Source organism: Pseudomonas sp. A6 (genome assembly GCF_052367875.1).
GTDB classification, from domain to species: Bacteria; Pseudomonadota; Gammaproteobacteria; order Pseudomonadales; family Pseudomonadaceae; genus Pseudomonas; species Pseudomonas citronellolis.
Genome location: NZ_CP198970.1, coordinates 2,595,730 through 2,621,692 on the forward strand (window position 1 = coordinate 2,595,730; position 25,963 = coordinate 2,621,692).

The window sequence follows — 25,963 nt, forward strand, 5'->3', positions numbered from 1 at the left end:
AATGGCCAGTGGCGCGAGGCCAGGCGGCTGCATGTCTTTTTGGTTATAAGAAAATCAAAATATATTCTTTTTAATGCACTCCGGCCTTGTGCATAGTGAACCCCACACGAACCAGGAGCCCAACCCATGAGTCTGCGTCTCGGCGACATCGCCCCCGACTTCGAACAGGAATCCAGCGAAGGCCGCATCCGTTTCCACGAATGGCTCGGCGACAGCTGGGGCATTCTCTTCTCCCACCCGGCGGACTTCACCCCGGTGTGCACCACCGAACTGGGCCTGACCGCCAGGCTCAAGGACGACTTCGCCCAGCGCGGCGTCAAGGTGATCGCGCTGTCGGTGGACCCGGTGGAGTCCCACGTGAAGTGGATCGACGACATCAACGAAACCCAGAACACCGTGGTCAACTTCCCGATCATCGCCGACGCCGACCGCAAGGTCTCCGAGCTGTACGACCTGATCCACCCGAACGCTAACGACACCCTGACCGTGCGTTCGCTGTTCGTCATCGACCCGCACAAGAAGGTGCGCCTGACCATCACCTACCCGGCCAGCACCGGGCGCAACTTCAACGAGATCCTGCGGGTGGTGGACTCGCTGCAACTGACCGACAACCACAAGGTCGCCACGCCCGGCAACTGGCAGGACGGCGACGAGGTGGTCATCGTGCCCTCGCTGAAAGACGAGGACGAGATTCGCCGGCGTTTCCCCAAAGGCTACCGCGCGGTCAAGCCGTACCTGCGCCTGACCCCGCAGCCCAACCGCTGATTTTCCCGCGGCTGCCCCGCGCAGCCGCACCTGTTCCAAACCACGAGTAGGGTATTCGGCCGGTTCGCCGGCCGCCTTTTTTTCCGTTCCCGCCCGGCCTCGCGCCGCGCTTTGTTTTCCCGCTCTGACTTGCCCGCCACACGGGGAGAAGACGTCAGCCACGCCGCCAAGGAGATCGACCATGGGTCCGTCCACCTGGCGCCGCAGCCTGACCGCCGCTCTCCTGGCGTGTCTGCCGTTCGGCGCCTTCACTGCCACCGCTTCCGCACAAACGCCGAGGGAAGTCCGCCTGGACTACGCCTACTACGCGCCCACCAGCCTGGTGCTCAGGCACTTCGGCTGGCTGGAGCAGGCGCTCAAGCCCCAGGGCACCGAGGTACGCTGGGTGTTCAGCCAGGGCAGCAATCGCTCGCTGGAATACCTCAACGCCGGCAGCACCGACTTCGCCTCCACCGCGGGGCTGGCCGCGGTGCTCAGCCGCGCCAATGGCAGCCCGCTGAAGACCGTCTACATCGCCTCGCGCCCGGAATGGACCGCGCTGGTGGTGCCCAAGGATTCGCCACTGAAATCCCTGGCCGACCTCAAGGGCCACAAGGTGGCCGCCACCAAGGGCACCGACCCCTACCTGTTCCTGTTGCGCAGCCTGCAGAGCGCCGGCCTGGGCAAGGGCGACGTGGAGATCGTCCACCTGCAGCACCCCGACGGCCGCACCGCGCTGGAGCGCGGCCAGGTGGACGCCTGGGCCGGGCTCGACCCGCACATGGCGGCCAGCGAGCTGCAGGCCGGCTCACGGCTGCTGTACCGCAACGTGAGTTTCAACAGCTACGGCGTGCTCAGCGTCACCGAGCGTTTCGCCAACGAGCAGCCGCAACTGATCAAGCAGGTCATCGGCGCCTACGAGCGGGCCCGCCACTGGGCCATCGAGCATCCGGAGGAGACCGCTAGGCTGCTGGCCGAGGAGGCCAAGCTGCCGCTGGAAGTGGCCAGGCTGCAGCTCTCGCGCACCGACTTCAGCCAGCCGCTGCCCGGCGCCGAGCAGGTTGCCGCGCTCAAGGCCGCCGCGCCCATCCTGGTGGACGAGCAACTGGTGCGCCCCGGCACCGACGTGGCCAAGGTGGTGGACCAGTTGATCGACCCGCAACTGGCCGGCGAGGTCATCGGCAAGCAGCCCCTGGCCAGGACGGAATGAACCATGGGCGTGCCGAGCCAGCCCCTCGACCTGGGCCGTAGCCGCCGCCTGGCCCTGTCGCTGCGGCCGCGCCCGTTGCGCTGGCGGGCCTGGGTGCTGCCGCTGCTGCTGTGCGCCGCGCTGGAGATTTCCGTGCGCGCCGGCTGGCTGGCGGAGAACCAGATGCCGGCGCCCAGCAGCGTCGCGCTCACCCTCTGGCAACTGGGCCATGGCGAGCTGTGGCAGCACATCGGCGCCAGCCTGGCGCGGGTGGCCAGCGGCTTCGCCATCGGCTCCTTCGCCGCCCTGCTGATCGGTACCTGGGTCGGCCTCAGCCAGCGCGCCGAGGCCTACCTGGAGCCGAGCTTCCAGGCCCTGCGGGCCATCCCCAGCCTGGCCTGGGTGCCCTTGCTGCTGCTCTGGCTGGGCATCGACGAGACGCCCAAGGTGGTGCTCATCGCCCTCGGCGCCTTCTTCCCGGTGTACCTGGCGCTGGTCGCCGGCGTGCGCGGGGTGGACCGCAAGTGGGTGGAGCTGGGCCGGTTGTACCACCTGTCGACCTTCACCCTGGCGCGGCGCATCCTCCTGCCGGCGGCGCTGCCGAGCCTGTTCACCGGGTTGCGCGGCGCCCTCAGCCTGAGCTGGATGTTCCTCGTCGCCGCCGAGCTGATCGCTGCCACCCGTGGCCTGGGCTACCTGCTCAGCGACGGCCGCGAGACCTCGCGGCCGGACATCGTCATCGCCGCCATTCTGGTCCTGGCTGTGCTCGGCAAGCTCAGCGACGGCCTGCTCAAGGCCGTGGAACGCCGCGCCCTGGCCTGGCGCGACAGCTTCGAAGGCCTGGAGGGCAAGGCATGAGCGCGCTGCTGGAACTCAACAACATCCGCAAGAGCTTCGACGGCCTGCGCGTGCTCGACGACGTCAGCCTGGCGCTGGCGCCGGGGGAGGTGGTCAGCCTGCTGGGCCCCAGCGGCTGCGGCAAGAGCACCCTGCTGCGCATCGCCGCCGGCCTGGACGCCGACTTCGCCGGGCAGTTGCAGCGCAACCCGCTGCTGGGCTTCGGCCCGGACGGCGAGAGCGGCCGCGGCGGCGGCATCGGCGTGGTGTTCCAGGAGCCGCGCCTGCTGCCCTGGCTGACGGTGGCGCAGAACGTCGGTTTCGCCGACGGCTGGCTCGCCGACGACCAGCGCATCGCCCGGCTGCTGCGCGACGTCGGCCTGGAAGGCAAGGGCGGCCTGCTGCCCAAGCAGCTCTCCGGCGGCATGGCCCAGCGCGCGGCCATCGCCCGCGGGCTCTACGGCCGCCCGCAGGTGCTGCTGCTGGACGAGCCCTTCAGCGCGGTGGACGCCTTCACCCGCCTGCGCCTGCAGGACCTGATCCAGCAACTGGCCCTGGAATACGACATCAGCATCCTGCTGGTCACCCACGACCTCGACGAGGCCTTCTACCTGGGCGACCGCGTGCTGCTCCTGGGCGGCGCCCCGAGCCGCCTGCGCCGCGAGTTCCCGGTGCCCCTGCAACGCCCGCGCGACCGCCGCGCGGTGGAGCTGGCGTATCTGCGGGGCGAGGCGTTGACCGAGTTGCAGCATTCTCACGTTATCTAGATGCCGCGCTGTTCGTAGAAGCGAACTTGCTCGCGAATTGGCGTTTGCTGGTGGCGTAGGTGCTGGGTTCAAGAGCGCCCTCTCCCCAGCCCTCTCCCTGAAGGGAGAGGGGGCTTGTCCGTGCCGAGAAAGGATTTGGTGTCAGCCGGGGGCTCGGTGCAAGCCGGCTAACACCGAAACACCAGCGCACTCCGAACGGTCCCCTCTCCCTTCAGGGAGAGGGTTAGGGAGAGGGAGCGGAGTCCCCCCAGAACACCGCTGCCACAGGTAACTCCCGTTCGCGAGCAAGCTCGCTCCTACAGTCTTTATTTAAGTTATAAGCAAATGAATAAATAACATTTATTGGAATATCAAAACCCCTGTTAAGGTCTATGCACGTTGGTTAGCGAGCCGGCTTCAAGTCGGCTCTTTCAGTTATAAGGAAGCGTGCAATGTATGTGGTGACCCTCTCCGGCAGTCCGAGCCAGCGCTCGCGTTCCGCGGTCCTGCTGGACGTTGCCCGCCGGTGGCTGCATGAGCGTGGGGTGGAGGTGCGTTCCTACCAGGTGCGCGACTTCGCCGCCGAGGACCTGCTGCATGCCCGCTTCGACAGCCCCCAGGTGCTGGAGCTGCTGGAACAGGTGGCGCGGGCCGACGGCCTGGTGATCGCCACCCCGGTGTACAAGGCCTCCATCGCCGGCGCCCTCAAGGTGCTGCTGGACCTGCTGCCCGAGCGCGCCCTGAGCCACAAGGTGGTGCTGCCCCTGGCCACCGGCGGCAGCAGCGCCCACATGCTCGCCGTGGACTACGCGCTCAAGCCGGTGCTGGCGGCGCTGAAGGCCCAGGAGATGCTGCACGGGGTGTTCGCCGAGGATTCGCAGATCGCCTACGCCACGGCCGATGCGCCGGCGCACCTGGAGCCGGCCCTGGAGCGGCGCCTGCTGGAGTCCCTGGAACAGTTCCACGGCGCCCTGGCGCGGCGGCCCCGGCCCATCGACCCGAACCTGCTCAGCGAGCGCCTGCTCAAGGCGCGCTGGAGTATTTGAAAGAAGCGGCTGCAGGCTGCAAGCGGCAAGCTGCAAGAAAAAGCGTGGAACGCTACCGAGCCTCGAATAGGCAGGTGCGTGACTGCCAGACGACAAGAAATCAGGTCCTCAGCATTCCGCCAACGGGAGCGCAGGTCCGGCGAGCACACAACGACAAAGGAGCATGCAATGCGCAACCTCACTTTGCGTGGTGGACTGGCGGCCCTGCTGATCGCGGCCCTGGCCCACGGCGCCCAAGCCGAAGAACAACCCGGTACCCTGCGTATCGGCTACCAGAAGTACGGCACCCTGGTGCTGCTCAAGGCCCGCGGCACGCTGGAGAAGCGCCTGGCCGAGCAGGGCATCAAGGTACAGTGGACGGAATTCCCCGGCGGCCCGCAGCTGCTGGAAGGGCTGAACGTCGGCAGCATCGACTTCGGCGTCACCGGCGAGACGCCGCCGGTGTTCGCCCAGGCCGCCGGCGCCGACCTGGTCTACGTGGCCAACGAGCCGCCGGCGCCCACCAGCGAGGCCATCCTGCTGCCGAAGGACTCGCCGATCAAATCCGTCGCCGAGCTCAAAGGCAGGAAGGTCGCCCTGAACAAGGGCTCCAATGTGCATTACCTGCTGGTGCGCGCCCTGGAGGAGAACGGCCTGAAGTACAGCGACATCCAGCCGGTGTACCTGCCGCCGGCCGACGCCCGCGCCGCCTTCGAGCGCGGCGCCGTCGACGCCTGGGTGATCTGGGACCCGTACCAGGCCGCCGCCGAGAAGCAGTTGCACGCCCGCACCCTGGTCGACGCCCGCGGCCTGGCCGACAACCACCAGTTCTACCTGGCCACCCGCACCTACGCCAAGGAGCACCCGCAGGTGCTGACCACCCTGGTGGAAGAAGTGCGCTCGGTGGGCGAGTGGTCGCAGAAGAACCCCGAGCAGGTCACCGAACAGGTGGCCCCGCTGCTCGGCCTGCCCGCCGACATCACCCTCACCGCGGTCAAGCGCCAGGGCTACGGCGCGCAGTTCATCACCCCCGAGGTGGTGGCCAAGCAGCAGAAGATCGCCGACGCCTTCACCCAGCTGAAGCTGATTCCCAAGGCGCTGAGCATCAAGGACGTGGTCTGGACGCCGCCGGCGGACAGCAAGGCCAAGGTGGCTGCCAGCAACTGACGAGCACGATCACGATGTAGGAGCGAGCTTGCTCGCGAACCCGCCCAGCTTCAGAGCGGCCGGGAGATTTGTTCGCGAGCAAGCTCGCTCCTACGAAGAGCATCACCCCATACACGAATCCCATCATCGCGCGGCTACGCCACGCCGGCGCGCTCAATCTGGAGTTATAGCGATGAGCCTCAACATCTTCTGGTTCCTTCCCACCCACGGCGACGGCCATTACCTTGGCACCGCCGAGGGCGCCCGCGCGGTCGACCACGGCTACCTGCAGCAGGTGGCCCAGGCCGCCGACCGCCTCGGCTTCGGCGGCGTGCTGATCCCCACCGGGCGCTCCTGCGAGGACTCCTGGCTGGTCGCCGCCTCGCTGATCCCGGTGACCCAGCGCCTGAAGTTCCTGGTGGCGCTGCGCCCGGGGATCATTTCGCCGACCGTGGCTGCGCGCCAGGCAGCGACCCTGGACCGTCTGTCCAACGGCCGCGCGCTGTTCAACCTGGTCACCGGTGGTGACCCGGACGAGCTGGCCGGCGACGGCCTACACCTGAACCACGAGGAGCGCTACGAGGCCTCCGTCGAATTCACCCGCATCTGGCGCCGCGTGCTGGAAGGCGAGACCGTGGACTACCCCGGCAAGCACATCCAGGTGCAGGGTGCCAAGCTGCTCTACCCGCCGATCCAGCAGCCGCGTCCGCCGCTGTACTTCGGCGGCTCCTCGGAAGCCGCCCAGGACCTCGCCGCCGAGCAGGTCGAGCTGTACCTGACCTGGGGCGAGCCGCCGGCCGCGGTGGCCGAGAAGATCGCCCAGGTCCGCGAGAAGGCCGCCAAACAGGGCCGCAGTGTGCGCTTCGGCATCCGCCTGCACGTGATCGTCCGCGAAACCAACGAGGAGGCCTGGAAGGCCGCCGACCGCCTGATCAGCCACCTCGACCAGGACACCATCGACCGCGCCCAGGCCTCGCTCGCCCGCTTCGACTCGGTGGGCCAGCAGCGCATGGCCGCCCTGCACGGCGGCAGCAAGGACAACCTGGAAGTCTCGCCCAACCTCTGGGCCGGCGTCGGCCTGGTGCGCGGCGGCGCCGGCACCGCGCTGGTCGGCGACGGCCCGACCGTGGCCGCGCGGGTCAAGGAATACGCCGAGCTGGGCATCGACACCTTCATCTTCTCCGGCTACCCGCACCTGGAAGAGTCCTACCGCGTCGCCGAACTGCTGTTCCCGCACCTGGACCTCGCCCGCCCGCAGCAGCCCGAAGCCCGCGGCTACGTCAGCCCGTTCGGCGAGATGGTGGCCAACGACATCCTGCCCAAGCAGCAGGCCGCGCAGAGCTGAAGTCGACTTTGTAGGAGCGAGCTTGCTCGCGAACCCCGCGAGCAACCCGGAGAAGCACAAGACATGAAGACAAATACTCTCAACCAAGTGGCCCAGCGCCTGGCGCCCTGGGCCCTGCCGGTGGCCCTGGTGCTGGTCTGGCAGGTGGCGGTGGAGGGCGGTTTCCTCTCCAGCCGCATCCTGCCGGCGCCCAGCGCGGTGTTCGAGGCCGGCTACCAACTGGTGAAGAGCGGCGAGCTCTGGCAACACCTGGCGATCAGCACCTGGCGCGCCGCCATCGGCTTCGTCATCGGCGGCTCCATCGGCCTGGCCCTGGGCCTGGTCACCGGGCTGTCGAAGTGGGGCGAGCGCTTCCTCGACAGCTCGGTGCAGATGATCCGCAACGTGCCGCACCTGGCGCTGATCCCGCTGGTGATCCTGTGGTTCGGCATCGACGAGTCGGCGAAGATCTTCCTGGTCGCCCTCGGCACCCTGTTCCCCATCTACCTGAACACCTACCACGGCATCCGCAACATCGATCCGGGGCTGCTGGAGATGGCGCGCAGCTACGGCCTGTCCGGCTTCGCCCTGTTCCGCCAGGTGATCCTGCCCGGCGCGCTGCCGTCGATCCTGGTGGGCGTGCGCTTCGCCCTGGGCTTCATGTGGCTGACGCTGATCGTCGCCGAGACCATCTCCGCCAGCTCCGGCATCGGCTACCTGGCGATGAACGCCCGGGAGTTCCTGCAGACCGACGTGGTGGTCCTGGCGATCCTGCTCTACGCCGTGCTCGGCAAGCTGGCCGACCTCGCCGCCCGCGGCCTGGAGCGCGTCTGGCTGCGCTGGCACCCGGCCTACCAGGCCAAGGGAGGTGCGGCATGAACGCCCTCAGCACTCCGCAGAACCTCAAGCAGGGCATCCCGCTGGCGCTGAACGGCGTGGTCAAGCGCTTCGGCGAGCGCGAGGTGCTCAAGGGCATCGACCTGCGCATCCCCGCCGGCCAGTTCGTCGCCATCGTCGGCCGCAGCGGCTGCGGCAAGAGCACCCTGCTGCGCCTGCTGGCCGGCCTCGACGCCCCCAGTGAAGGTGAGTTGCTGGCCGGCTCCGCGCCCCTGGAAGAGGCCCGCGAAGGCACCCGCCTGATGTTCCAGGACGCCCGCCTGCTGCCTTGGAAACGGGTGATCGACAACGTCGGCCTGGGCCTGTCCGGCGACTGGCGCAAGCAGGCCCTGGAAGCCCTGGAGGCGGTGGGCCTGGCCGACCGCGCCCGGGAATGGCCGGCCAGCCTGTCCGGCGGCCAGAAGCAGCGCGTGGCCCTGGCCCGCGCGCTGATCCACCGGCCGCGCCTGCTGCTGCTGGACGAGCCGCTGGGCGCGCTGGATGCGCTGACCCGCATCGAGATGCAGCGGCTGATCGAGAACCTCTGGCGGCGCCACGGCTTCACCGTGCTGCTGGTCACCCACGACGTCAGCGAGGCGGTGGCCGTCGCCGACCGGGTGATCCTCATCGAGGAAGGCGAGATCGGCCTGGACCTGAACGTCGACCTGGCCCGCCCGCGCTCCCGCGGCTCGGCGCGCCTGGCCGCGCTGGAGGCCGAGGTGCTCGACCGCGTGCTGGCGTTGCCGCCGCTGCCGCCCGAGCCGGAACCCGTATCCCCACTGCCCACGCAACTGCGCTGGGCGCTCTGATCCACCGTTCATCCGTGCACTACCGACATTCCCCATAGGAGAAACGCCATGACCATCAAAGCCATCAACGTCCGTAACCAGTTCAAGGGCACCGTGAAGGAAATCCTCGAAGGCCCGGTACTCTCGGAAATCGACGTGCAGACCGCCGCCGGCATCGTCACCTCGGTGATCACCACCCGCTCCGTGAAGGAACTGGAACTGGCCGTGGGCAGCGAAGTGATCGCCTTCGTGAAATCCACCGAGGTGTCCATCGCCAAGCTGTGAGGCGGGGAGGGCGGCGTTTGCGCTGCTCTGGGTGCGAAAAAAAGGCGGACGCCCCTGTGGAGCGTCCGCCTTTTTCTTTGCCGGCGCGCTCTACATCAGCGCCTGGCGCCGCGCCGCCATGTGCGCGAGGTAGTCGATCAGCTGGTCCAGCTCGGTGTCGTCGAGGGTTTCCGGGGCGAAGCCGGGCATCTTCGCCTGGGGCCAGCGGCGCAGGCTCTGCGGGTCGCGGATGTAGGCGTGGAGGAAGTCCCTGGCGAAGTACTCGGTGGGGCTGTAGGGCTGGTTCAGGTCCGGGCCGAACTGGGCGTCGCCGGCGCCGTTCAGGCGGTGGCAGGCCAGGCAGTGCTTCTGGAACAGGGCGAAGCCGGCCTGCACGTCGGGGCTGGCGTCCTTGGCCGGGACCAGGGCCGGGAAGCGGATTTCCACCGAATCCAGCACGCGCAGGCTGCTGACCTGGAAGGGCCATTGCTCCGGGCCGATGGCCGAGGCCTGCGGGTCGGTCCAGACCAGGTAGAAGGGCCCGGCCGAGGGCTTGTCCTGGCCCAGCGGCGGCCAGGGCTTCTTTTCGTCTTCGATGGCCAGCCAGGCCCGCGCGCCCTCCTTCTGCAGCAGCGGCGCGGCGGGCAGCTCGGCGGCGAAGCCGTCCAGCGCCACGGCCTGCACGTGGGCGCGGCCGTCCACGCCCTCCAGCAGCGCCGCCAGCGGCACCGCGCGGTAGTGCATGGTGCGCTTGTAGGCCACGTCGTCCTTGATCTCGATGTTGCGCGCCTGGGCGTTGCCCAGCAGCTCGGCGCTGCTCAGCGTGCGCGTGCCGGCGGGCAGCTCCAGGGTCAGTTCGGCGGCGAATACGGTGGGGCAGAGCAGGATCAGCAGCGACAGGATGAAGCGCATGGGCGGGCTCCAGCGATGGGCTGCGCAAACATAGCAGAGGATGCCGACGAACGGCACTGCCACCTGCGCTGCGAGGGCCGCGGCCCTTCGGGCGACGCCGGCTTCGCAGCAGCAGGCGGACGGTTGGCTAGCCGACCAGGCGACTGAGGTTGGGAATGATGAGCACCACTGCGGTAACGAAGACGATCAGGCTGGCCTGCCGCCATTTCTTCGGTTGTTGATCCATCATGATGTTCCCGCCTTTCTTGTTGTTGGCCCGCTCCCGCGCGCTCGTACGACCCGGCGCCGGGTGGCTGTGGCCTTGGCTTAGCATACCGGCCGCTCCGGCAAAACCCGGCAGCGACGTCCCATAGGTACTGCGAAATTTCAGTCTAAGCCCCGGCTGGCGCGGGCTTAGACGATCTGGCAGCAAATCCTATGGTTCCAGGCATATTCCATCTATATGACAAGGCGGTGACGGCTCTGGCCTGCGGCTCGACCGCCCATCCGACCGCCCGTCGGCGCGCAGCCCAGAGCGGTGCGCCAGGCGACCGCCGGTCGCCCGGGCTGAGCGCGGGGGTCAATCCGCCTGAGCGATCCGGTCATTGCCGGCCGCCACCGCGCGGTTAAGGTAGGCCGACACGCTGCCTGCGTGACCTCCACGCCAAGAGAGCACTCCCAAGAGAGAACGCCATGACCGAAGCATTGATTTACGACGCGGTGCGCACGCCCCGCGGCAAGGGCAAGAAGGACGGCGCGCTGTACAGCGTCAAGCCGGTCGACCTGATGGCCGGCCTGCTGCGCGAAGTGCAGCGGCGCAACCAGCTGGACACCGCGCAGGTCGACGACATCGTCCTGGGCTGCGTGACCCCGGTGGGCGACCAGGGCGCCGACATCGCCAAGACCGCCGCGCTGGTGGCCGACTGGGACGAGCAGGTGGCGGGCGTGCAGATCAACCGCTTCTGCGCCTCGGGCCTGGAGGCGGTCAACCTGGGCGCCATGAAGGTGCGCTCGGGCTTCGAGGACCTGGTGCTGGTGGGCGGCGTGGAATCCATGTCGCGCGTGCCCATGGGCTCGGACGGCGGCGCCTGGGCGCTGGACCCGCAAACCAACCTGCACACCAGCTTCGTGCCCCAGGGCATCGGCGCCGACCTGATCGCCACCCTGGAAGGCTTCAGCCGCGCCGACGTCGACGCCTTCGCCCTGCGCTCCCAGCAGAAGGCCGCCAAGGCCCGCGCCGAGGGGCTGTTCGGCAAGTCCCTGGTGCCGGTCAGCGACCAGAACGGCATCGTCATCCTCGACCACGACGAGTTCATCCGCGCCGATTCCACCCTGGAAGGCCTCGGCGCGCTCAAGCCGAGCTTCGAGATGATGGGGCAGATGGGCTTCGACGCCACCGCCCTGCGCAAGTACAGCTACGTCGAGCGCATCGAGCACGTGCACACCCCGGGCAACAGCTCGGGCATCGTCGACGGCGCCGCCGCCATGCTCATCGGCTCCGAGGCCAAGGGCCGCGAGCTGGGCCTGAAGGCCCGCGCGCGCATCGTCGCCACGGCGGTCACCAGCACCGACCCGACCATCATGCTCACCGGCCCCGCGCCGGCCACCCGCAAGGCCCTGGCCAAGGCCGGCCTGCGCGTCGACGAGATCGACCTGTTCGAGGTCAACGAGGCCTTCGCCTCGGTGGTGATGAAGTTCATGAAGGACATGGGCGTGCCGGAGAGCAAGGTCAACGTCAACGGCGGCTCCATCGCCATGGGCCACCCCCTGGGCGCTACCGGCTGCATGATCCTCGGCACCCTGCTCGACGAACTGGAGCGGCGCAACCTGCGCTACGGCCTGGCCACCCTCTGCGTGGGCGGCGGCATGGGCATCGCCACCATCATCGAACGAATCTGAGCCGGGGCAGGGGCTGCGTCGACTGGGTTCCCGCGTGCGCGGGAATGACGGGTGAAGCTCGGTGCTCCCCATCGTCATCCCCGCGAACGCGGGGAACCAGAAACCAGCGTCCCTGCGCCAGCCGTCGAAAAGGATTGAAGAAATGACCGAAGCCATCCGCTACGAAAAGGGCCAGGACAACATCGTCGTCCTGACCATGGACATGCCCGGCCAGAGCGCCAACACCATGAACGGCGCCTACCGCGAGGCCATGGCCGCCACCGTCGCCCGCCTGGAGGCCGAGAAGGACTCCATCGCCGGCGTCATCCTGACCTCGGCGAAGAAGACCTTCTTCGCCGGCGGCGACCTCAACGAACTGATCAAGGTCACCAAGGCCGACGCCCCGGCCTTCTACGCCGGCATCCTGGTGCTCAAGGGCCAGCTGCGCCGCCTGGAGACCCTCGGCAAGCCGGTGGTGGCCGCCATCAACGGCGCGGCCCTGGGCGGCGGCTGGGAAATCTGCCTGGCCTGCCATCACCGCATCGCCCTGGATGAAAGCCATGTGCAGCTGGGCCTGCCGGAAGTCACCCTGGGCCTGCTGCCCGGCGGCGGCGGGGTAGTGCGCATGGTGCGCCTGCTGGGCCTGGAGAAGGCCCTGCCGTACCTCGCCGAAGGCAAGAAGGTGCGCCCGGAACAAGCGCTCAAGGCTGGGCTGATCCACCAGCTGGCCTCCAGCCGCGAAGACATGCTGGCCAAGGCCCGCGAATGGATCGCCGCCAACCCCAACGCCAAGCAGCCGTGGGACACGGCGGGCTACAAGATCCCCGGCGGCACCCCGTCCAGTCCGAACGTGGCGCAGATGCTGGCCATCGCCCCCTCGGTGCTGCGTGACAAGACCAAGGGTTGCTTCCCGGCGCCGGAGAAGATCATGTGCGCCGCCGTCGAAGGCGCCCAGGTGGACTTCGACACCGCGCAACTGATCGAGGCGCGCTACTTCACCGAGCTGACCACCGGCCAGGTGGCGAAGAACATGATCGGCACCTTCTGGTTCCAGTTGAACGAGATCAACGCCGGCAAGTCGCGCCCGCAGGGCTACCCGCAGCAGCAGACGAAGAAGGTCGGCGTGCTCGGCGCCGGCATGATGGGCGCGGGCATCGCCTACGTCTCGGCCGCCGCCGGCATCGAGGTGGTGCTCAAGGACGTCTCCATCGAAGCGGCGGAGAAGGGCAAGGCCTACTCGGCCGCGCTGCTGGAGAAGAAGGTCGGCAAGGGCCAGATGACCGCCGAGAAGCGTGATGCCTTCCTCGCCCGCATCAAGCCGAGCGCCAGCGAAGCCGACTTCGAGGGCTGCGACCTGATCATCGAGGCGGTGTTCGAGGACCGCGCGCTCAAGGGCAAGGTCACCGCCGCCGCCGAGGCCGCCGCGCTGCCTGATGCGGTGATCGCCTCCAACACCTCGACCCTGCCGATCACCGGCCTGGCCCAGGCCGTGGCGCAACCGCAGAAGTTCATCGGCCTGCACTTCTTCAGCCCGGTGGACAAGATGCCGCTGGTGGAGATCATCCGCGGCGAGAAGACCGACGACGCCACCCTGGCCCGCGCCTTCGACTACGTCCTGCAGATCAAGAAGACGCCGATCGTGGTCAACGACAGCCGCGGCTTCTTCACCTCGCGGGTGTTCGGCACCTTCACCAACGAAGGCCTGGCCATGCTCGGCGAGGGCGTGTCGGCGGCGATGATCGAGAACCAGGCGCGCCAGGCCGGCATGCCGGTGGGCCCGCTGGCGATCAGCGACGAGGTCTCGCTGAGCCTGATGAGCCACATCCGCGAGCAGACCCGCAAGGATCTGGAAGCCGAAGGCAAGGCCCTGCCGCAGCACCCGGCCTTCGCCGTGGTCGACCTGATGCTCAACGAGTACAAGCGCCCGGGCAAGGCGGCCGGCGGCGGCTTCTACGACTACCCCGCCAACGGCAGGAAGCACCTGTGGCCGGAGCTGAAGCAGCGCTTCGAGAAGCCCGACGGCATGATCCCGGCCGAGGACGTGCGCGACCGCATCCTCTTCGTCCAGGCCATCGAGACGGTGCGCTGCGTGGAGGAGGGCGTGCTGCTGTCGACCGCCGACGCCAACATCGGCTCGATCTTCGGCATCGGCTTCGCCGCCTGGAGCGGCGGCGCGCTGCAGTTCATCAACCAGTACGGCCTGCAGGACTTCATCGCCCGCTCGCAATACCTGGCCGAGCAGTACGGAGAACGCTTCGAGCCGCCGGCGTTGTTGCTGGACAAGGCGTTGCGCAACGAGACCTTCTGAATGGGTTTGGTGTAGGAGCGAGGGGGACGCCTGGTTCTTGCTCGCGAACGGGAGTCTGCCGGAGAGCGCGGTGCCTGGGATCGGCTCCGCTCCCTCTCCCTAACCCTCTCCCTGAAGGGAGAGGGGACCGTTCGGCGCGGTCTGGTTTTCCCGCGTCAGCTGGTAGGCAGATGGTTTCCGGCTGAAACCATTCCCTATCTCGGCACGATCTAGCCCCCTCTCCCTTCAGGGAGAGGGCTGGGGAGAGGGGACGGAGCAACCGGAAACACCATGGCCGCCGGCGAGCACCGTTCGCGAGCAAGCTCGCTCCTACGAAAAGCAAAAGCCAAAGCAAGGACGTGCCCCCCCGAAACCGCCCCCACCACCGGTTTTTTCTTCCCCGCGCGCCCGTAGGATGGCGTTGAGCGCAGCGAAACCCATCACCCCGGACCCACCATGCCCAACCCCCGCCCTGATCATCATCGACATGCAAAGGCAGAGTCCACGCCATGGCCCTGGGCAACCTGCAGGGCGAGTACGCCTGGGTGCTGGAGACCGCGCAGGCGCTGGGGATGGCGCGGGACGGCTGAGCAGCCGGTCGCCATCGTTTCCGCCGGCATTGATGCGCGGCGGTTTTTCGGGTATTTCCCCTGAAATTCCGACGCAAGGAATGGCTTTGCCATCTTGTGTCGTGAAAAAACAGTGTGTAGTTTTCACGGGGCGTGCAGTTTGTTAAGAAAACGCGCGTTCGTGCCCGCTTAACATCAGGAACCCACCACTACATGTCGCTGCAAATCTGCATTCTGGAAACCGATATCCTGCGTCCCGAGCTGATCGACCAGTACACCGGCTACGGCTGGATGTTCCAGCAGCTGTTCGCCAAGCAACCGGTGCCCGCCGAGTTCAAGGTGTACAACGTGGTGGAGGGCCATTACCCGCCCGACAGCGAGCACTACGACGCCTACCTGGTGACCGGCAGCAAGTACGACTCCTTCGGCGACGAACCCTGGATCCGTAAGCTCAAGGACTACCTGCTGAGCCGCTACGAGCGTGGCGACAAGCTGCTGGGCGTGTGCTTCGGCCACCAGCTGCTGGCCCTGCTGCTGGGCGGCAAGACCGAGCGCGCCGACCAGGGCTGGGGCGTGGGCATCCATGACTACCGCATCGAAGAGCAGCCGCAGTGGATGCAGCCGCAACTGGACGACCTGACCCTGCTGGTCAGCCACCAGGACCAGGTCACCCAGTTGCCCGAGGGCGCCCGGCGCATCGCCAGCAGCGACTTCTGCCCGAACGCCGCCTACGCCATCGGCGACCAGGTGCTGTGCTTCCAGGGCCACCCGGAGTTCGTCGCCGACTACTCCCAGGCGATCCTCGACCTGCGCCGCGAGATCTTCAGCGAGCCGGTCTACCGGAAGGGCATCGACAGCCTCGACCGCGAGCACCAGGGCGCCACCGTGGCGGAATGGATGATGCGCTTCGTCCAGCTGGGCCGGAAAAAGGACGAGCAGAACGCCGCCTGAGCCCGCCGCGCCCACCAACGCCGCTCCCCGGAGCGGCGTTTTCATTCACGCGCCGAGGCAAACCGCCTTTCGTAGGAGCGAGCTTGCTCGCGAACAGGTTCCGCAGCGGGGTTTGTTCGCGAGCAAGCTCGCTCCTACGAAGAGCATCCCGGCGCAATCGGCAGGTCAGAGCCAATCCGCCTGCTTGAAGCTGACGTACAGCCCGATGCAGCCGATCACCAGCAGGCCCATCACCAGGAAGTAGCCGTAGTGCCAGTGCAACTCCGGGATGTACTCGAAGTTCATCCCGTAGATGCCGGCCACCGCCGTGGGCAAGCCGAGGATCGCCGCCCAGGCGGCGAACTTGCGCTGCACTACGCTCTGCCGCGAGGACTCCAGCAGCAGGCCGACCTCGATGGTCTGGCTGGCGATGTCGCGCAGCGAGTTGAGGTCTTCCAGCAGGCGGTTGACGTGGATCGCCACGTCGCGGAAGTAGGGGCGCATCTGCTTGTCGATGAAGGGGAAGTCCAGGCGCTGCAACTCCTGGCAGATCTCCACCATGGGCGCCGCGTAGTGGCGCAGCTTGAGCACCTCGCGGCGCAGGCCGTAGATGCGCTCGATCTCCTCCTGGCTCAGCGAGGTGCGCAGGGCGCGCTGCTCCAGCACCTCGATCTCGCCGCGGATCTCCTCCACCACCGGCTCGTAGTTGCCGACCACGAAGTCGAGCAGGGCGTAGAGCACGAAGTCGGTGCCGTGGGCCAGCAGCAGCGGGCGCGCCTCGCAGCGCTGGCGCACCTGCGAGTACGACTGCGAGAAGCCGTGGCGGGCGCTGATGATGTAGCCGATGCCGGCGAACAGGTGGGTTTCCACGAACATCAGCCGGCTGTCCGCGCGCACCGGCGAGTAGATCACCATGAACAGCGCGTCGCCGAAGGTCTCCAGCTTCGGCCGGCTGTGCTTCTCCAGGGCGTCGGCGATCGCCAGCTCGTGCAGGTTGAACTGCTTCTGCAGGTTCATCAGCTCTTCCGGCGTGGGTTCCTGCAGGCCGGTCCAGACGAAGTGGTCGGGCTGGCAGGCCCAGCGATAGCCCGCCTCCAGCGGGATATCGGCGACCTTCTTGCCCTTGCAGTAGACGGCGGATGCGACGACTCGACCCATGGCGCGTTCTCCCGGCAGGCGGAGGCGGGCGGTGCCGGCGGGCGCCGGCGGCGATCTGCAAAGTATGGGCAAGCTGGCGCAGGCCGCCAGCGCGGGTTCAGGAGTGCGGGCGCAGGCTCTGCTGCAGCACCGCCAGGGCGTTGGGCAGCACCTCGTTGAAACGCTGGAACAGCGCGCTCTTGTCCACGCCGTCCGGCTGGATGTTGCGGGTGAGTTGGAAGCCGCCGCTCAGGGCCAGCGCCACCAGGACCACGATGCTATACAGGCCGATGCTGGCGAGGGCGCCGTTGCGCAGGGTGCGGGCGGTGGAGCGGTGCATGGCGGTGGCTGCCGGAAGTGGGAGTGGGGCCAGTTTCCCAGCAGTCTGGTCGATGGAATAACGAAGTTCGTTGCTTTCAACTATCGGTGGAATTGATGTTTTGCCGCCTGCCGCGAGGGGGATGCGGCCTTGATGCGGGTCAAGGTCCGTGGTACGGCCAGGCGTAACGTGGAAATAGACGGGAGCGCAAGGCAAGGCTTCCGAGGTACTCCACCGAGCAAGGAAAGATCCATGATTCGAGAAGTTGAAGGCGACATTCTGCTGAGCAAGGCCCAGGTCATCGCCCATGGCATCGCGCCCCAGGACCCGTTCGACAGCGGCCTGGCCCTGGCCCTGCGCGAGCGCTGGCCGTCGCTGGTCCGCGACTACCGTCATGCGGCCCATGCCTCGGCGCCCGCGCCGGGCTCCATCTGGGCCTGGTCGGGGGTGGACGCCGACGGTTCGACCCGCGGCATCGTCAACCTGCTGACCCAGGACATGCAGGGCAGCGGGCGCAGCGCCAAGCCGGCCAAGGCCAGCCTGGAGAACGTCGGGCACTGCCTGCGGGAGTTGGCGAAGTACGTCGAGGGGGAGGGCGTTCGCAGCCTGGCGCTGCCGTGCCTGGCCACCGGTGTCGGCGGGCTGGACTGGAAGGACGTGCGACCGTTGCTGGACAGGTATCTCGGCCATCTGGACATCCCCGTAGTGGTCTATGCGGTCTATCGCAAGGGAGTCGCCGCCGACGAGAAGCTCGGCTGAGGCGTGGCCGGCGGCCTGGCGCGTCCCGGAGCCGGGGCGCGTGGCCGTCGGAGTGCCGGCGAGCGCCGGTCAGCCCTGGTGGGCGGGGGTAGCGTCGTGCTGCTGGCTGGCGGTCCGCTCGGCCTGGTGCTGCAGCGCGGCCTGGTTCAGGTTGACCATGCGGTTCTGCATCAGCGGCGATTCTTCGGCGAAGCCGGCCTGGGCACCGAGCAGGGTGGCGCTGGCGAGGAGGGCAGTGGCGATCAGTTGGAGTTTCATGATGAACACCTCGTTGGTTGCTTTTCCTGTGGGTTCATCAATAGGTTAACGCGCAATAATTTTTGAAAAAGACTGAACTGGCTTAATCAGTTTTGCCTTTTTCGTAACTATTCGAGGCGCCCCCGTAGGAGCGGGCCCTGCCCGCGAAATCGCGCGCAGGGCGCGCTCCTACAAGAGAATCGCGCCGGAATGGCCGGCTATCGCGGACAAGGTCCGCTCCTACAGGGAATGGTGTGGGGCAGGGTCTTAGCGGCTGTGCCGAGGGGCTCTTCGTAGGAGCGAGCTTGCTCGCGAACAGAGTCCGCAGCGGGGCCACATTCGCGAGCAAGCTCGCTCCTACGAGAAGCCGTGCCCGCCCGTATGGTAGGAGCGGATCTCATCCGCGAACCGCGCCGATATGTCCGGCCATCGCGGACAAGGTCCGCTCCTACGGGGAAACGCCATGCCTAACGGCGAATTGTAGGAGCGGGCCCTGCCCGCGATATCGCACGCAGGGCGCGGGTGGGGCGGCGTAGGAGCACCTCAGGCCAGGTGCTGCTTGTCCTTCTCGATGGCCTGGTCCAGGGTTTCCAGCAGTTGCCGGCGCACCTTCAGCTTGGTGTTGCGGTGCGCGGTCATGTTCAGCTTCTTCAACTGTTGTGCGGCGGCGCGGGCGGTGTCCAGCAGTTCCTCGGCGCTCACCACCTTGTCCAGGAAGCCGGCGGCCATGGCCTCCTGCGGGGCGAACATCTCGGCGTTGATCACCGAACGGTTGAAGGCCGACTTGCGTAGGCGGTCGCGGGCCAGCTCGATGCCCACGTGGTGCATGGTCATGCCGATGGCCACTTCGTTCAGGCCGATCTGGAAGGGGCCGTCGACGCCGATGCGGTAGTCCGCCGAGAGCAGCAGGAAGGCACCCTTGGCCACGGCGTGGCCGGGGCAGGCGACGATGATCGGGAAGGGGTGGGCCAGCATGCGCCGGGCCAGGGTCGAGCCGGCGGCCACCAGGGCCACGGCGTTCTCCGGGCCGGAGGTCATCACCTTGAGGTCGTAGCCGCCGGAGAGGATGCCCGGCTGGCCGGTGAGGATCACCACCGCGCGGTCCTGCTCGGCACGGTCCAGCGCCTGGTTGAAGGCCTCGATCACGGCGGGGGAGATGGCATTCACCTTGCCGTTGGCGAGGGTCAGGGTGGCGACGCCGTCGTCGAGTTGATAGCTGATCAGTTCACTCATGGCAGGACATCCGGAAAAGGGGCGTGGCGCAGAACATACTGGCGACCACGGCGACCGTAAAGCGCTGTGTCCGACCGGCCGGTCACCGCGGTTTTGCGACAGACTTCACTCTCCGATGGGCGAGCCGGTGAATTTCGCGGGGTGTACGTGGAGGCGCGCAGGCCGTGCTGTTAAGCTGCCAGCACCGTCGTCCGTATCAATCCGCTTACAGGGAAGTCCTTCCGAATGTCGAAACTGCTCAAGTGGGGCCTGCTCGGCATCGTGGCCGTCGCGCTCATCATCAAGGTGTCGCTGTGGCTGTCCGTGCGCAGCATTGTCGACGACGCCGTGGCGCGCCTGTCGCCGATGGTGGAGATCACCTACGGCGGGATTTCCTCTTCCTTCGACGGCCGCGTCGGCCTGAAGAACGTGGAGATCCGTGTGCCGGCCGCCCGCGACAGTCTGAAGGTGGCCCATGCCCAGCTCAGGTTCAACGGCCTGCGCGAGCTGCTGAGCTTCAAGGAGCGCCTGGCCGAGGGCAAGCTGCCCAAGCAGATGGCCATGGAACTCACCGGCGTCGAGCTGCAAGTGCACGGCCCGTTCATGCAGGCGCTGTACCAGCAGCCGGCGGAGAGCAGTGTGTTCACCGCCATGAGCGAGGTGGCCTGCGGCAACATCCGCAACATCGGCTCCGACGAGCTGCTCCAGATGGGCTACCGCACCCTGGAATCGGACATCGAGTTCTCGTACCTGTTCGAACCCGGCGCGCAGAAGTTGACCTTCAACCTGCGTTCGGACGCCCGCGGCATGCTCGACACCCGCGTCGGCATGTCCCTGAGCAACGTCTCCGAACGCCCCGGCGACATGCGCGTGAACCCGCCGCGGGTGTCCCAGGTGACCGTCGAGCTGGACGACAACCAGTACCAGCGCAAGGTCCAGGAGTTCTGCGCCGCGCGCTTGGGCGTCAAGCGCGAGGAGTACCTCAAGCAGGCCCTGGCGCAGTTCGACAAGGCCATGCGCAGCCAGCGCGTGGCGCTGGACCAGCCGCTGCTCGACGCCTATGCCCGCTACCTGGCCGACCCGCAGTCGCTGCGCCTGGAACTCAACCCCAGCGAGGGCATGACCTGGAGCGGGCTGCAGTTCTTCGAGGCCAAGGACGTGGTCGGCATGCTGCGCCCGGTGGTACTGGTGAACCAGCAGGCGGTGAACCCGATCGGCTTCGCTTGGGTCGACCCGCTGAAGCACAAGGTCACCGCCGATTCGGCCACGCAGAAGATTTCAGCCGAAGAAACGGTTGAGTCGGAGAAGAGAACGCAGCAATATGGCTTCGTCAGTATCGACAGCCTTGCCCAGTACACCGGCAAGCGCCTGCAGTTCATCACCTTCGATGGTGCCTATTATCAGGGTGTACTGCACAAGGTGGAGAACGGCCGAGTCTATATCACGGTCCTCATGGGGACGGGCTCGGCCGAGATGAACCTCCGCCTGAACAAGATCAATCAGGTGCGCGTCGAGTTGTGAGACGCGCAAGAGGAGAGTGCAAGTGAGTGAGTCGTTGTCCATCCATCATGATGAGTCCAGCCACCAGTTCGTCACGACGGTGGACGGTCATCGTGCCTACCTGGCCTATATGGATCTGGGCAAGCAGACGCTGGACATCTACCGCACCTTCGTGCCCGACAGCCTGCGCGGCCGCGGCATCGCCGCGGCGCTCACCGAGCACGCGCTGCAGTACGCCGAGCGCAAGGGCTACAGCGTGATTCCCTCCTGCTCCTACGTCGAGCGCTACCTGGAGCGCCATCCGCGCCACGCCGACCGCATGGCCTGAGCCGCCAGCACCAATGAAAACGCCGGGCATTGCCCGGCTTTTTGTTTTTGTAAGTTATTGATATATATGGGTTAGATTTTTCTATCCGTACTTTTTCCACACTTTTACCCACACAAAGTCCAGTGCTAAAAAAATGATCATCTTTTACGTGTAGTAACCGCAGATTAGGACCATAGACCGCCACGGATAAAGAGCTACGCAGAACCGTCATTTCTTGTCCCGTGATGCCAACAGCGTACTTTGATGTTTCCTACCCATCTGCTCTTGGAGCAGGTACTAGCATCCCGGTTGGCCTGGAGTCGATGCGGTCAAAGCCTTCCTCCACTGCAGCGATGGAGTTGGTCATGCCGAGGCCAAGGTTGTGGTAGGCGTATTGAGTCAGGCTACAGTTGCCTCTGGCAGCAGCGTTTGGAGACTATGCAAAAGATGTCGTGCCAGACACTGCTTGGGGTGCTCTGCCATAGTGGCTTGAAGACATAGGCTGGAACCGTTTGGACGAAAGCCGCTGATCCCTAATTTTCGACTGCACTTCTTCCCGCAACTATTCTGCTTCTGCTGAAGTCTTGTCGGGAGAAAGCCATGAGCACTTGCAAGCAACATCCTCATCATGACCACCAGCACCAGCCCGGCTGTGGTCATACCGCCATCGAGCATGATGGCCATGTCGACTACCTGCACGATGGCCATTTGCACCATGTCCATGCCGGCCATGTCGATGAGCACCTCCTGGAGGTGAACGACCAGAATCCTGAGCGCTGTACGCCCCAACATCAATGTGGCGGCCATCCGGCAGGGCATGTCCACGGTCCGGGCTGTGGTCACGAGGCTGTGCCCCACGGCGATCACGTGGACTATCTGGTGGATGGACATTTGCACCATCCGCATGGCGATCATTGCGACGACCATGGTCCGGTGAAGGTGGTGAAATGACTGCCAGTCCCCCTGTGCCTCCAGCCGAATGTTCTCGGCCGAGACACAGGGGAGGAGGGCTGGAGAATCTCGGCGGCGGCCGAGGCGGTAAGCGTTTCGGTTACCAGGTCTCCCTGGCTTACAGGGCTCAGAGGATCGTCGGGTTAGGCGCGTCGCCGTATATGGCTTCCGGCCTGAAGGTTTTTTCCGTCTCGGTGAAAAGCAGTTCCTGTGTGCTGGCTCGCTCCGCGCCGACCGGCACCCGCCGATAAAAGCAGGATCGATACCCCACGTGGCAGCTCGCTCCGGAACCGGCCACCTGCACGCTCAGCCAGATGGCGTCCTGGTCGTCGTCGATGCGCATTTCCACCACGTTCTGCACCAGGCCGCTGGTGGCGCCCTTGTGCCAGAGGCACTGTCGCGATCGGCTCCAGTAATGGGCTTCTCCGGTGCGTATGGTTCTTTCCAGCGCATCTTCGTTCATGTAGCCCAGCATGAGTACCTCGCCGCTGCTTGCGTCCGTCGTGATGCAGGCGATCAGGGCATGCTCGTCGAACTTGGGGGCCAGTTGCGTGCCTTCCTCCACCTGCTCGATGGACTTGCGCGGGAAGAACAGGCAGGTGTCCGCGGGGCGGTTCGTATTGTTCATGTTCGTATCTCTTGGCGGCTCAGGTAGGGGGTTACGTTTCCAGGAATTGCAGGGGACGCCCCATGGGTGGCGCGTCGGTCAGGGCCTCGTCGCGTACGACTACCTGGCCGCGCACGACCGTATGGATCGGCCAGCCAGTGACCGTCTTGCCGTCGTATGGCGTCCAGCCGCTGACGCTGGCGATCCATTCGTTGCGGATGGTGCGCTGGGCGACCAGATCGATGATCGTCAGGTCGGCGTCGTAGCCCAGTGCGATGCGTCCCTTGCCTTCGATCCCGAAGATGCGTGCCGGGCCCGCGCTGGTGAGGTCGATCAGCCGCTGCAGGCTCAGGCGGCCTGCATGCACGTGATCCAGGAGCAGCGGCAGCAAGGTCTGGACGCCCGTCATGCCGCTGGGTGACTGGGGATAGGGAAGGGCCTTCTCCTCCAGTGTATGGGGGGCGTGGTCGCTACCGACCACGTCGACGACGCCGTCGCGAATGGCTTTCCAGAGCGCCTCCTGGTGGCGGCGTTCGCGTATCGGCGGGTTCATCTGCGCCAGGCTGCCCAACCGCTCGTAGCACTCGGGTGCCTCCATCGACAGATGATGCGGCGTCACCTCCACGGTAACCCGGCGCTTGTGTTCGGCCAGGAATGCCATTTCCTCTGCCGTGGAAACATGCAGCACATGCAGCCGGCGCTTGGCTTCGGCAGCCAGGCGGACGATACGCTGGGTCGCCAGCAGGGCGCTCTGCACGTCACGCCAGTTGGGGTGCTGCCGAACGTCGCCCGTCTCGCTGGCTATTTCCTTGCGCTCGCGCAGCCGGGCTTCGTCCTCGGCATGCACCGCCAGGCGACGGCGACCGTTGCCCAGTATTCGACGCAGCACCTCTTCGTCGTCCGCCAGCAGATCGCCGAACGAGCTCCCCATGAAGACCTTGACGCCCGCGCAGCCGGGAAGGTTCTCCAGCGCGGCCAAGCACTCGGCATTCACGGCCGAGCCGCCGATGTAGAACGCATGGTCGCACCAGGCACGGCCTCGGGCGATATCCAGCTTTGCCTGGATATCGGCGGCGCTCAGGGTGAGGGGTTGGGTGTTCGGCATTTCGAAGACCGCCGTCACGCCACCCAGAACGGCTCCTCGGGTACCGGCCTTGAAGGTTTCCTTGTGCGTCAGTCCTGGCTCGCGAAAGTGCACCTGGCTGTCGATGACGCCAGGCAGGACCATCAGCCCCTTGGCGTCGAGCCTGTCCCAGGCGCTCCAGAAGCCGGCCAGGTCGCCCAGGGCGATGATCCGTCCGCCGGCGCAGGCGATGTCGATACGTTCGGCACCATAGGGGGTCATGATGATTCCCCCCTGTACGAGCAGCTCCGCATGGCGAAGCTCCAGGTGCTTGTGCAGTGCGTCTGTCATGCCGTCTCTTCCATGGGAGCGTTCGTCCGCGGGGAGGACGGAGCGGTCAAACGCTGCAACAGTGTGGCCTGCATCGTCTGTCGTCCTGCCACATCCGGCGCATCGGTGTGTTCCCGGAGGAAGGCGAGCAGTTCGTCCAGGGCGAGTACGCCGATTTCCGTGCCGTCCTGGCTGCGGACGGCTACGCTGCCCGCGGCGGCTTCCTTGGTGCCGACGACCAGCAGGAAGGGGATGCGTTGCAGGCTCTGCTCGCGGATCTTGTAGCCGATCTTCTCGTTGCGTATGTCGGCCGCCGCGCGAATGCCCGCTCCGCGCAGCAGTTGCGCCACGTCGCTGGCGTAGGCCGCATGCGCCTCGGTGATCGACAGCACCATGGTCTGCACCGGCGCCAACCAGGCGGGCAGCTTGCCGGCATGGTGCTCGATGAGAATCCCGGTGAAGCGTTCGAGCGAACCGAACAGCGCCCGGTGCAACATGACCGGACGCTTTCGCTGCCCCGCGTCGTCGATGTATTCGATGCCGAAGCGCTCGGGCAGGTTCATGTCCACCTGCAGGGTCCCGCACTGCCAATCGCGACCAATGGCGTCCCTCAAGACGAATTCGAGCTTGGGACCGTAGAAGGCGCCCTCGCCGGGGTTGAGCCGGTAGCTCAGCCCCATGCCTTCCAGGGCCCGTACCAGTGCATTTTCCAGCAGGTCCCAGGTGGCCTCGCTGCCCATGCGGTTTTCCGGGCGGGTGGAGAGCTTGATGCGCACGTCGTCGAAGCCGAACTGGCGGTAGATGTCCAGGACCAGGGCGACCACTGCCCGGCACTCTTCGTCCATCTGCTCCGGGGTACAGTAGATGTGCGCGTCGTCCTGGGTGAAGTGGCGCACACGCAGCAGGCCGTGCAGCGACCCGGAAGGCTCGTATCGATGCACCTTGCCGAACTCGGCCATGCGGATCGGGAGGTCGCGATAGCTTTTCAGGCCGTGCCGGTAGAGCAGCACGCTGCCGGGGCAGCTCATGGGCTTGAGCGCCAGCGCGCGGCCATCTTCGGTCTGGGTGGTGAACATGTGGTCGCGATAGTTGTGCCAGTGGCCCGAGACTTCCCACAGGCTGCGATCCATCACGTCGGGCGAGTTGACCTCGACATAGCCGGCGTCCTGCTGGCGGCGCCGCATGTAGTCGATCAGCGACTGGAACAGCGTCCAGCCGCGCGGATGCCAGAAGACCGCTCCCGGCGCAGCCTCCTGGAAATGGAACAGGTCGAGCTCACGGCCGATCTTGCGGTGATCACGCCGCTCCGCCTCCTCAATCCGTTGCAGATAGCCTTCGAGGTCCTTCTTGTCGGGCCAGGCTGTTCCGTAGATGCGCTGGAGTTGCTCGTTCTTCGCATCGCCACGCCAGTAGGCGCCGGAAAGCCTGGTCAGTCTGAAGTGTTTCAGGAATCGTGTGTTGGGAACGTGCGGGCCGCGGCACATGTCCACGTACTCCTCATGGAAGTACATGCCCATCCGTGCGACCTCCGGCATGTCCTCGATCAGCCGGAGCTTGTAATCCTCCCCACGCGCCCTGAACAGCCGGATCGCCTCATCACGCGGCATCATGTGTTTCACGACATCGTAGTCGCGGGCGATCAGCTCGCGCATGCGCCGCTCGATGGCGGCCAGGTCTTCGGGGGTGAAGGGGCGCTCGTAGGCGATGTCATAGTAGAAGCCATCCTCTATCACCGGGCCGATGACCATCCGGGCGCCCGGGTACAACTGCTTAACCGCGTGGCCAAGCAGGTGGGCACAGGAGTGCCGGATGATTTCGACGCCTTCAGGATCCTTCGGTGTGATGATCTGCAACGTCGCGTCCCGGTCGATCTGGTCGCAGGCGTCCAGCAGTCGTCCGTTCACTTTGCCGGCCAGGGTGTTCCTGGCCAGGCCGGAACCTATGGCCGCCGCAACCGTGGCGACGCTGACGGGATGATCGAACCGGCGCTGCGAACCGTCGGGCAGCGTGACGTTCACGGGGTGATTGGGCGCGAGAGTGGCCATGT

The 25,963-nt window shown here is 66.5% G+C and carries 25 protein-coding genes; 16 read left to right on the forward strand and 9 right to left on the reverse strand.

The window, feature by feature from the left end; genetic code table 11:
- Positions 1-126 precede the first annotated feature (126 nt).
- The 10 genes from ACTWJ5_RS11675 (at position 127) to ACTWJ5_RS11720 (ending at position 8,960) form a co-directional block, all read left to right on the forward strand.
- Entirely contained in the window at positions 127-765 is a 639-nt protein-coding gene (locus tag ACTWJ5_RS11675; protein ID WP_074980698.1) for a peroxiredoxin, read from the forward strand.
- 181 nt (positions 766-946) lie between these two features.
- Positions 947-1,954: an aliphatic sulfonate ABC transporter substrate-binding protein gene (locus ACTWJ5_RS11680; RefSeq protein WP_116424035.1), complete on the forward strand. Its 1,008-nt coding sequence runs from the start codon at positions 947-949 to the stop codon at positions 1,952-1,954.
- Between the two features lie 9 nt (positions 1,955-1,963).
- Positions 1,964-2,791 (forward strand): ABC transporter permease, encoded by an 828-nt coding sequence (locus tag ACTWJ5_RS11685; protein WP_444439579.1) that lies wholly within the window; start codon positions 1,964-1,966, stop codon positions 2,789-2,791.
- Positions 2,788-3,537, forward strand: a complete 750-nt coding sequence (locus tag ACTWJ5_RS11690) for an ABC transporter ATP-binding protein (RefSeq protein ID WP_009618802.1) — start codon at positions 2,788-2,790, stop codon at positions 3,535-3,537. The genes ACTWJ5_RS11685 and ACTWJ5_RS11690 overlap by 4 nt, the downstream gene beginning before the upstream one ends.
- A gap of 431 nt (positions 3,538-3,968) precedes the next feature.
- Positions 3,969-4,562: an NADPH-dependent FMN reductase gene (gene ssuE / locus ACTWJ5_RS11695; protein ID WP_444438624.1), complete on the forward strand. Its 594-nt coding sequence runs from the start codon at positions 3,969-3,971 to the stop codon at positions 4,560-4,562.
- A gap of 168 nt (positions 4,563-4,730) precedes the next feature.
- On the forward strand, positions 4,731-5,708 hold the full coding sequence (locus tag ACTWJ5_RS11700; RefSeq protein ID WP_074980696.1) for a sulfonate ABC transporter substrate-binding protein: 978 nt from the start codon (positions 4,731-4,733) through the stop codon (positions 5,706-5,708).
- A gap of 172 nt (positions 5,709-5,880) precedes the next feature.
- On the forward strand, positions 5,881-7,032 hold the full coding sequence (ssuD, locus tag ACTWJ5_RS11705; RefSeq protein ID WP_249919612.1) for an FMNH2-dependent alkanesulfonate monooxygenase: 1,152 nt from the start codon (positions 5,881-5,883) through the stop codon (positions 7,030-7,032).
- Positions 7,033-7,095: 63 nt separating this feature from the next.
- Positions 7,096-7,890 carry an aliphatic sulfonate ABC transporter permease SsuC gene (ssuC, locus tag ACTWJ5_RS11710; RefSeq protein ID WP_261746452.1) on the forward strand — a complete coding sequence of 265 codons (795 nt, stop codon included), beginning with the start codon at positions 7,096-7,098 and terminating at the stop codon, positions 7,888-7,890.
- Complete coding sequence (gene ssuB / locus ACTWJ5_RS11715; RefSeq protein ID WP_444438627.1) at positions 7,887-8,696, forward strand: aliphatic sulfonates ABC transporter ATP-binding protein; 810 nt, start codon at positions 7,887-7,889, stop codon at positions 8,694-8,696. The genes ssuC and ssuB overlap by 4 nt, the downstream gene beginning before the upstream one ends.
- Positions 8,697-8,744: 48 nt before the next feature.
- Positions 8,745-8,960, forward strand: a complete 216-nt coding sequence (locus tag ACTWJ5_RS11720; RefSeq protein ID WP_009618813.1) for a TOBE domain-containing protein — start codon at positions 8,745-8,747, stop codon at positions 8,958-8,960.
- 90 nt (positions 8,961-9,050) lie between these two features.
- Here ACTWJ5_RS11720 and ACTWJ5_RS11725 read toward each other — a convergent pair whose 3' ends face one another.
- Entirely contained in the window at positions 9,051-9,851 is an 801-nt protein-coding gene (locus ACTWJ5_RS11725) for a c-type cytochrome (protein ID WP_253390175.1), read from the reverse strand.
- A gap of 672 nt (positions 9,852-10,523) precedes the next feature.
- On the opposite strand from ACTWJ5_RS11725, the gene ACTWJ5_RS11730 reads away from it, so the two are divergent.
- From ACTWJ5_RS11730 to ACTWJ5_RS11740, 3 genes are all read left to right on the forward strand, one after another.
- Positions 10,524-11,729, forward strand: a complete 1,206-nt coding sequence (locus ACTWJ5_RS11730; RefSeq protein WP_253390176.1) for an acetyl-CoA C-acetyltransferase — start codon at positions 10,524-10,526, stop codon at positions 11,727-11,729.
- Positions 11,730-11,871: 142 nt separating this feature from the next.
- Positions 11,872-14,016, forward strand: coding sequence for a 3-hydroxyacyl-CoA dehydrogenase NAD-binding domain-containing protein (locus ACTWJ5_RS11735; protein ID WP_444438630.1), 2,145 nt, complete (start codon positions 11,872-11,874; stop codon positions 14,014-14,016).
- Positions 14,017-14,777: 761 nt separating this feature from the next.
- Positions 14,778-15,515 (forward strand): amidotransferase, encoded by a 738-nt coding sequence (locus tag ACTWJ5_RS11740; RefSeq protein ID WP_074980688.1) that lies wholly within the window; start codon positions 14,778-14,780, stop codon positions 15,513-15,515.
- A gap of 165 nt (positions 15,516-15,680) precedes the next feature.
- On the opposite strand, the gene ACTWJ5_RS11745 is transcribed toward ACTWJ5_RS11740, so the two are convergent.
- Both ACTWJ5_RS11745 and ACTWJ5_RS11750 read right to left on the reverse strand, forming a co-directional pair.
- Complete coding sequence (locus ACTWJ5_RS11745; protein ID WP_009618833.1) at positions 15,681-16,652, reverse strand: magnesium and cobalt transport protein CorA; 972 nt, start codon at positions 16,650-16,652, stop codon at positions 15,681-15,683.
- A gap of 97 nt (positions 16,653-16,749) precedes the next feature.
- Positions 16,750-16,971 carry a hypothetical protein gene (locus ACTWJ5_RS11750; RefSeq protein ID WP_058490170.1) on the reverse strand — a complete coding sequence of 74 codons (222 nt, stop codon included), beginning with the start codon at positions 16,969-16,971 and terminating at the stop codon, positions 16,750-16,752.
- 231 nt (positions 16,972-17,202) lie between these two features.
- On the opposite strand from ACTWJ5_RS11750, the gene ACTWJ5_RS11755 reads away from it, so the two are divergent.
- Entirely contained in the window at positions 17,203-17,709 is a 507-nt protein-coding gene (locus tag ACTWJ5_RS11755; RefSeq protein ID WP_009618837.1) for a macro domain-containing protein, read from the forward strand.
- A 69-nt stretch (positions 17,710-17,778) separates the two neighbouring features.
- Here ACTWJ5_RS11755 and ACTWJ5_RS11760 read toward each other — a convergent pair whose 3' ends face one another.
- Both ACTWJ5_RS11760 and ACTWJ5_RS11765 read right to left on the reverse strand, forming a co-directional pair.
- Complete coding sequence (locus ACTWJ5_RS11760) at positions 17,779-17,967, reverse strand: hypothetical protein (protein ID WP_074980716.1); 189 nt, start codon at positions 17,965-17,967, stop codon at positions 17,779-17,781.
- 522 nt (positions 17,968-18,489) lie between these two features.
- A complete protein-coding gene (locus ACTWJ5_RS11765) occupies positions 18,490-19,179 on the reverse strand; it encodes a crotonase/enoyl-CoA hydratase family protein (RefSeq protein ID WP_253390179.1) in 690 nt (229 codons plus the stop codon).
- Positions 19,180-19,404: 225 nt separating this feature from the next.
- On the opposite strand from ACTWJ5_RS11765, the gene ACTWJ5_RS11770 reads away from it, so the two are divergent.
- Complete coding sequence (locus ACTWJ5_RS11770; RefSeq protein ID WP_074980686.1) at positions 19,405-20,679, forward strand: hypothetical protein; 1,275 nt, start codon at positions 19,405-19,407, stop codon at positions 20,677-20,679.
- Positions 20,680-20,701: 22 nt separating this feature from the next.
- Positions 20,702-20,986: a GNAT family N-acetyltransferase gene (locus tag ACTWJ5_RS11775; protein WP_009623398.1), complete on the forward strand. Its 285-nt coding sequence runs from the start codon at positions 20,702-20,704 to the stop codon at positions 20,984-20,986.
- Positions 20,987-21,364: 378 nt separating this feature from the next.
- Here ACTWJ5_RS11775 and ACTWJ5_RS11780 read toward each other — a convergent pair whose 3' ends face one another.
- The 4 genes from ACTWJ5_RS11780 to thrS all read right to left on the reverse strand — a co-directional run bounded on the left by ACTWJ5_RS11780 (position 21,365) and on the right by thrS (position 25,961).
- On the reverse strand, positions 21,365-21,856 hold the full coding sequence (locus ACTWJ5_RS11780) for a hypothetical protein (RefSeq protein ID WP_444438635.1): 492 nt from the start codon (positions 21,854-21,856) through the stop codon (positions 21,365-21,367).
- A 187-nt stretch (positions 21,857-22,043) separates the two neighbouring features.
- The gene (gene hisI / locus ACTWJ5_RS11785) at positions 22,044-22,544 is read right to left on the reverse strand and encodes a phosphoribosyl-AMP cyclohydrolase (RefSeq protein ID WP_069865676.1); all 501 of its coding nucleotides are present in this window, start codon (positions 22,542-22,544) and stop codon (positions 22,044-22,046) included.
- Positions 22,545-22,575: 31 nt separating this feature from the next.
- The gene (locus tag ACTWJ5_RS11790) at positions 22,576-23,937 is read right to left on the reverse strand and encodes a dihydroorotase (protein WP_444438637.1); all 1,362 of its coding nucleotides are present in this window, start codon (positions 23,935-23,937) and stop codon (positions 22,576-22,578) included.
- On the reverse strand, positions 23,934-25,961 hold the full coding sequence (thrS, locus tag ACTWJ5_RS11795; protein ID WP_444438638.1) for a threonine--tRNA ligase: 2,028 nt from the start codon (positions 25,959-25,961) through the stop codon (positions 23,934-23,936). Before thrS ends, ACTWJ5_RS11790 begins: the two co-directional genes overlap by 4 nt.
- Positions 25,962-25,963: the final 2 nt, after the last annotated feature.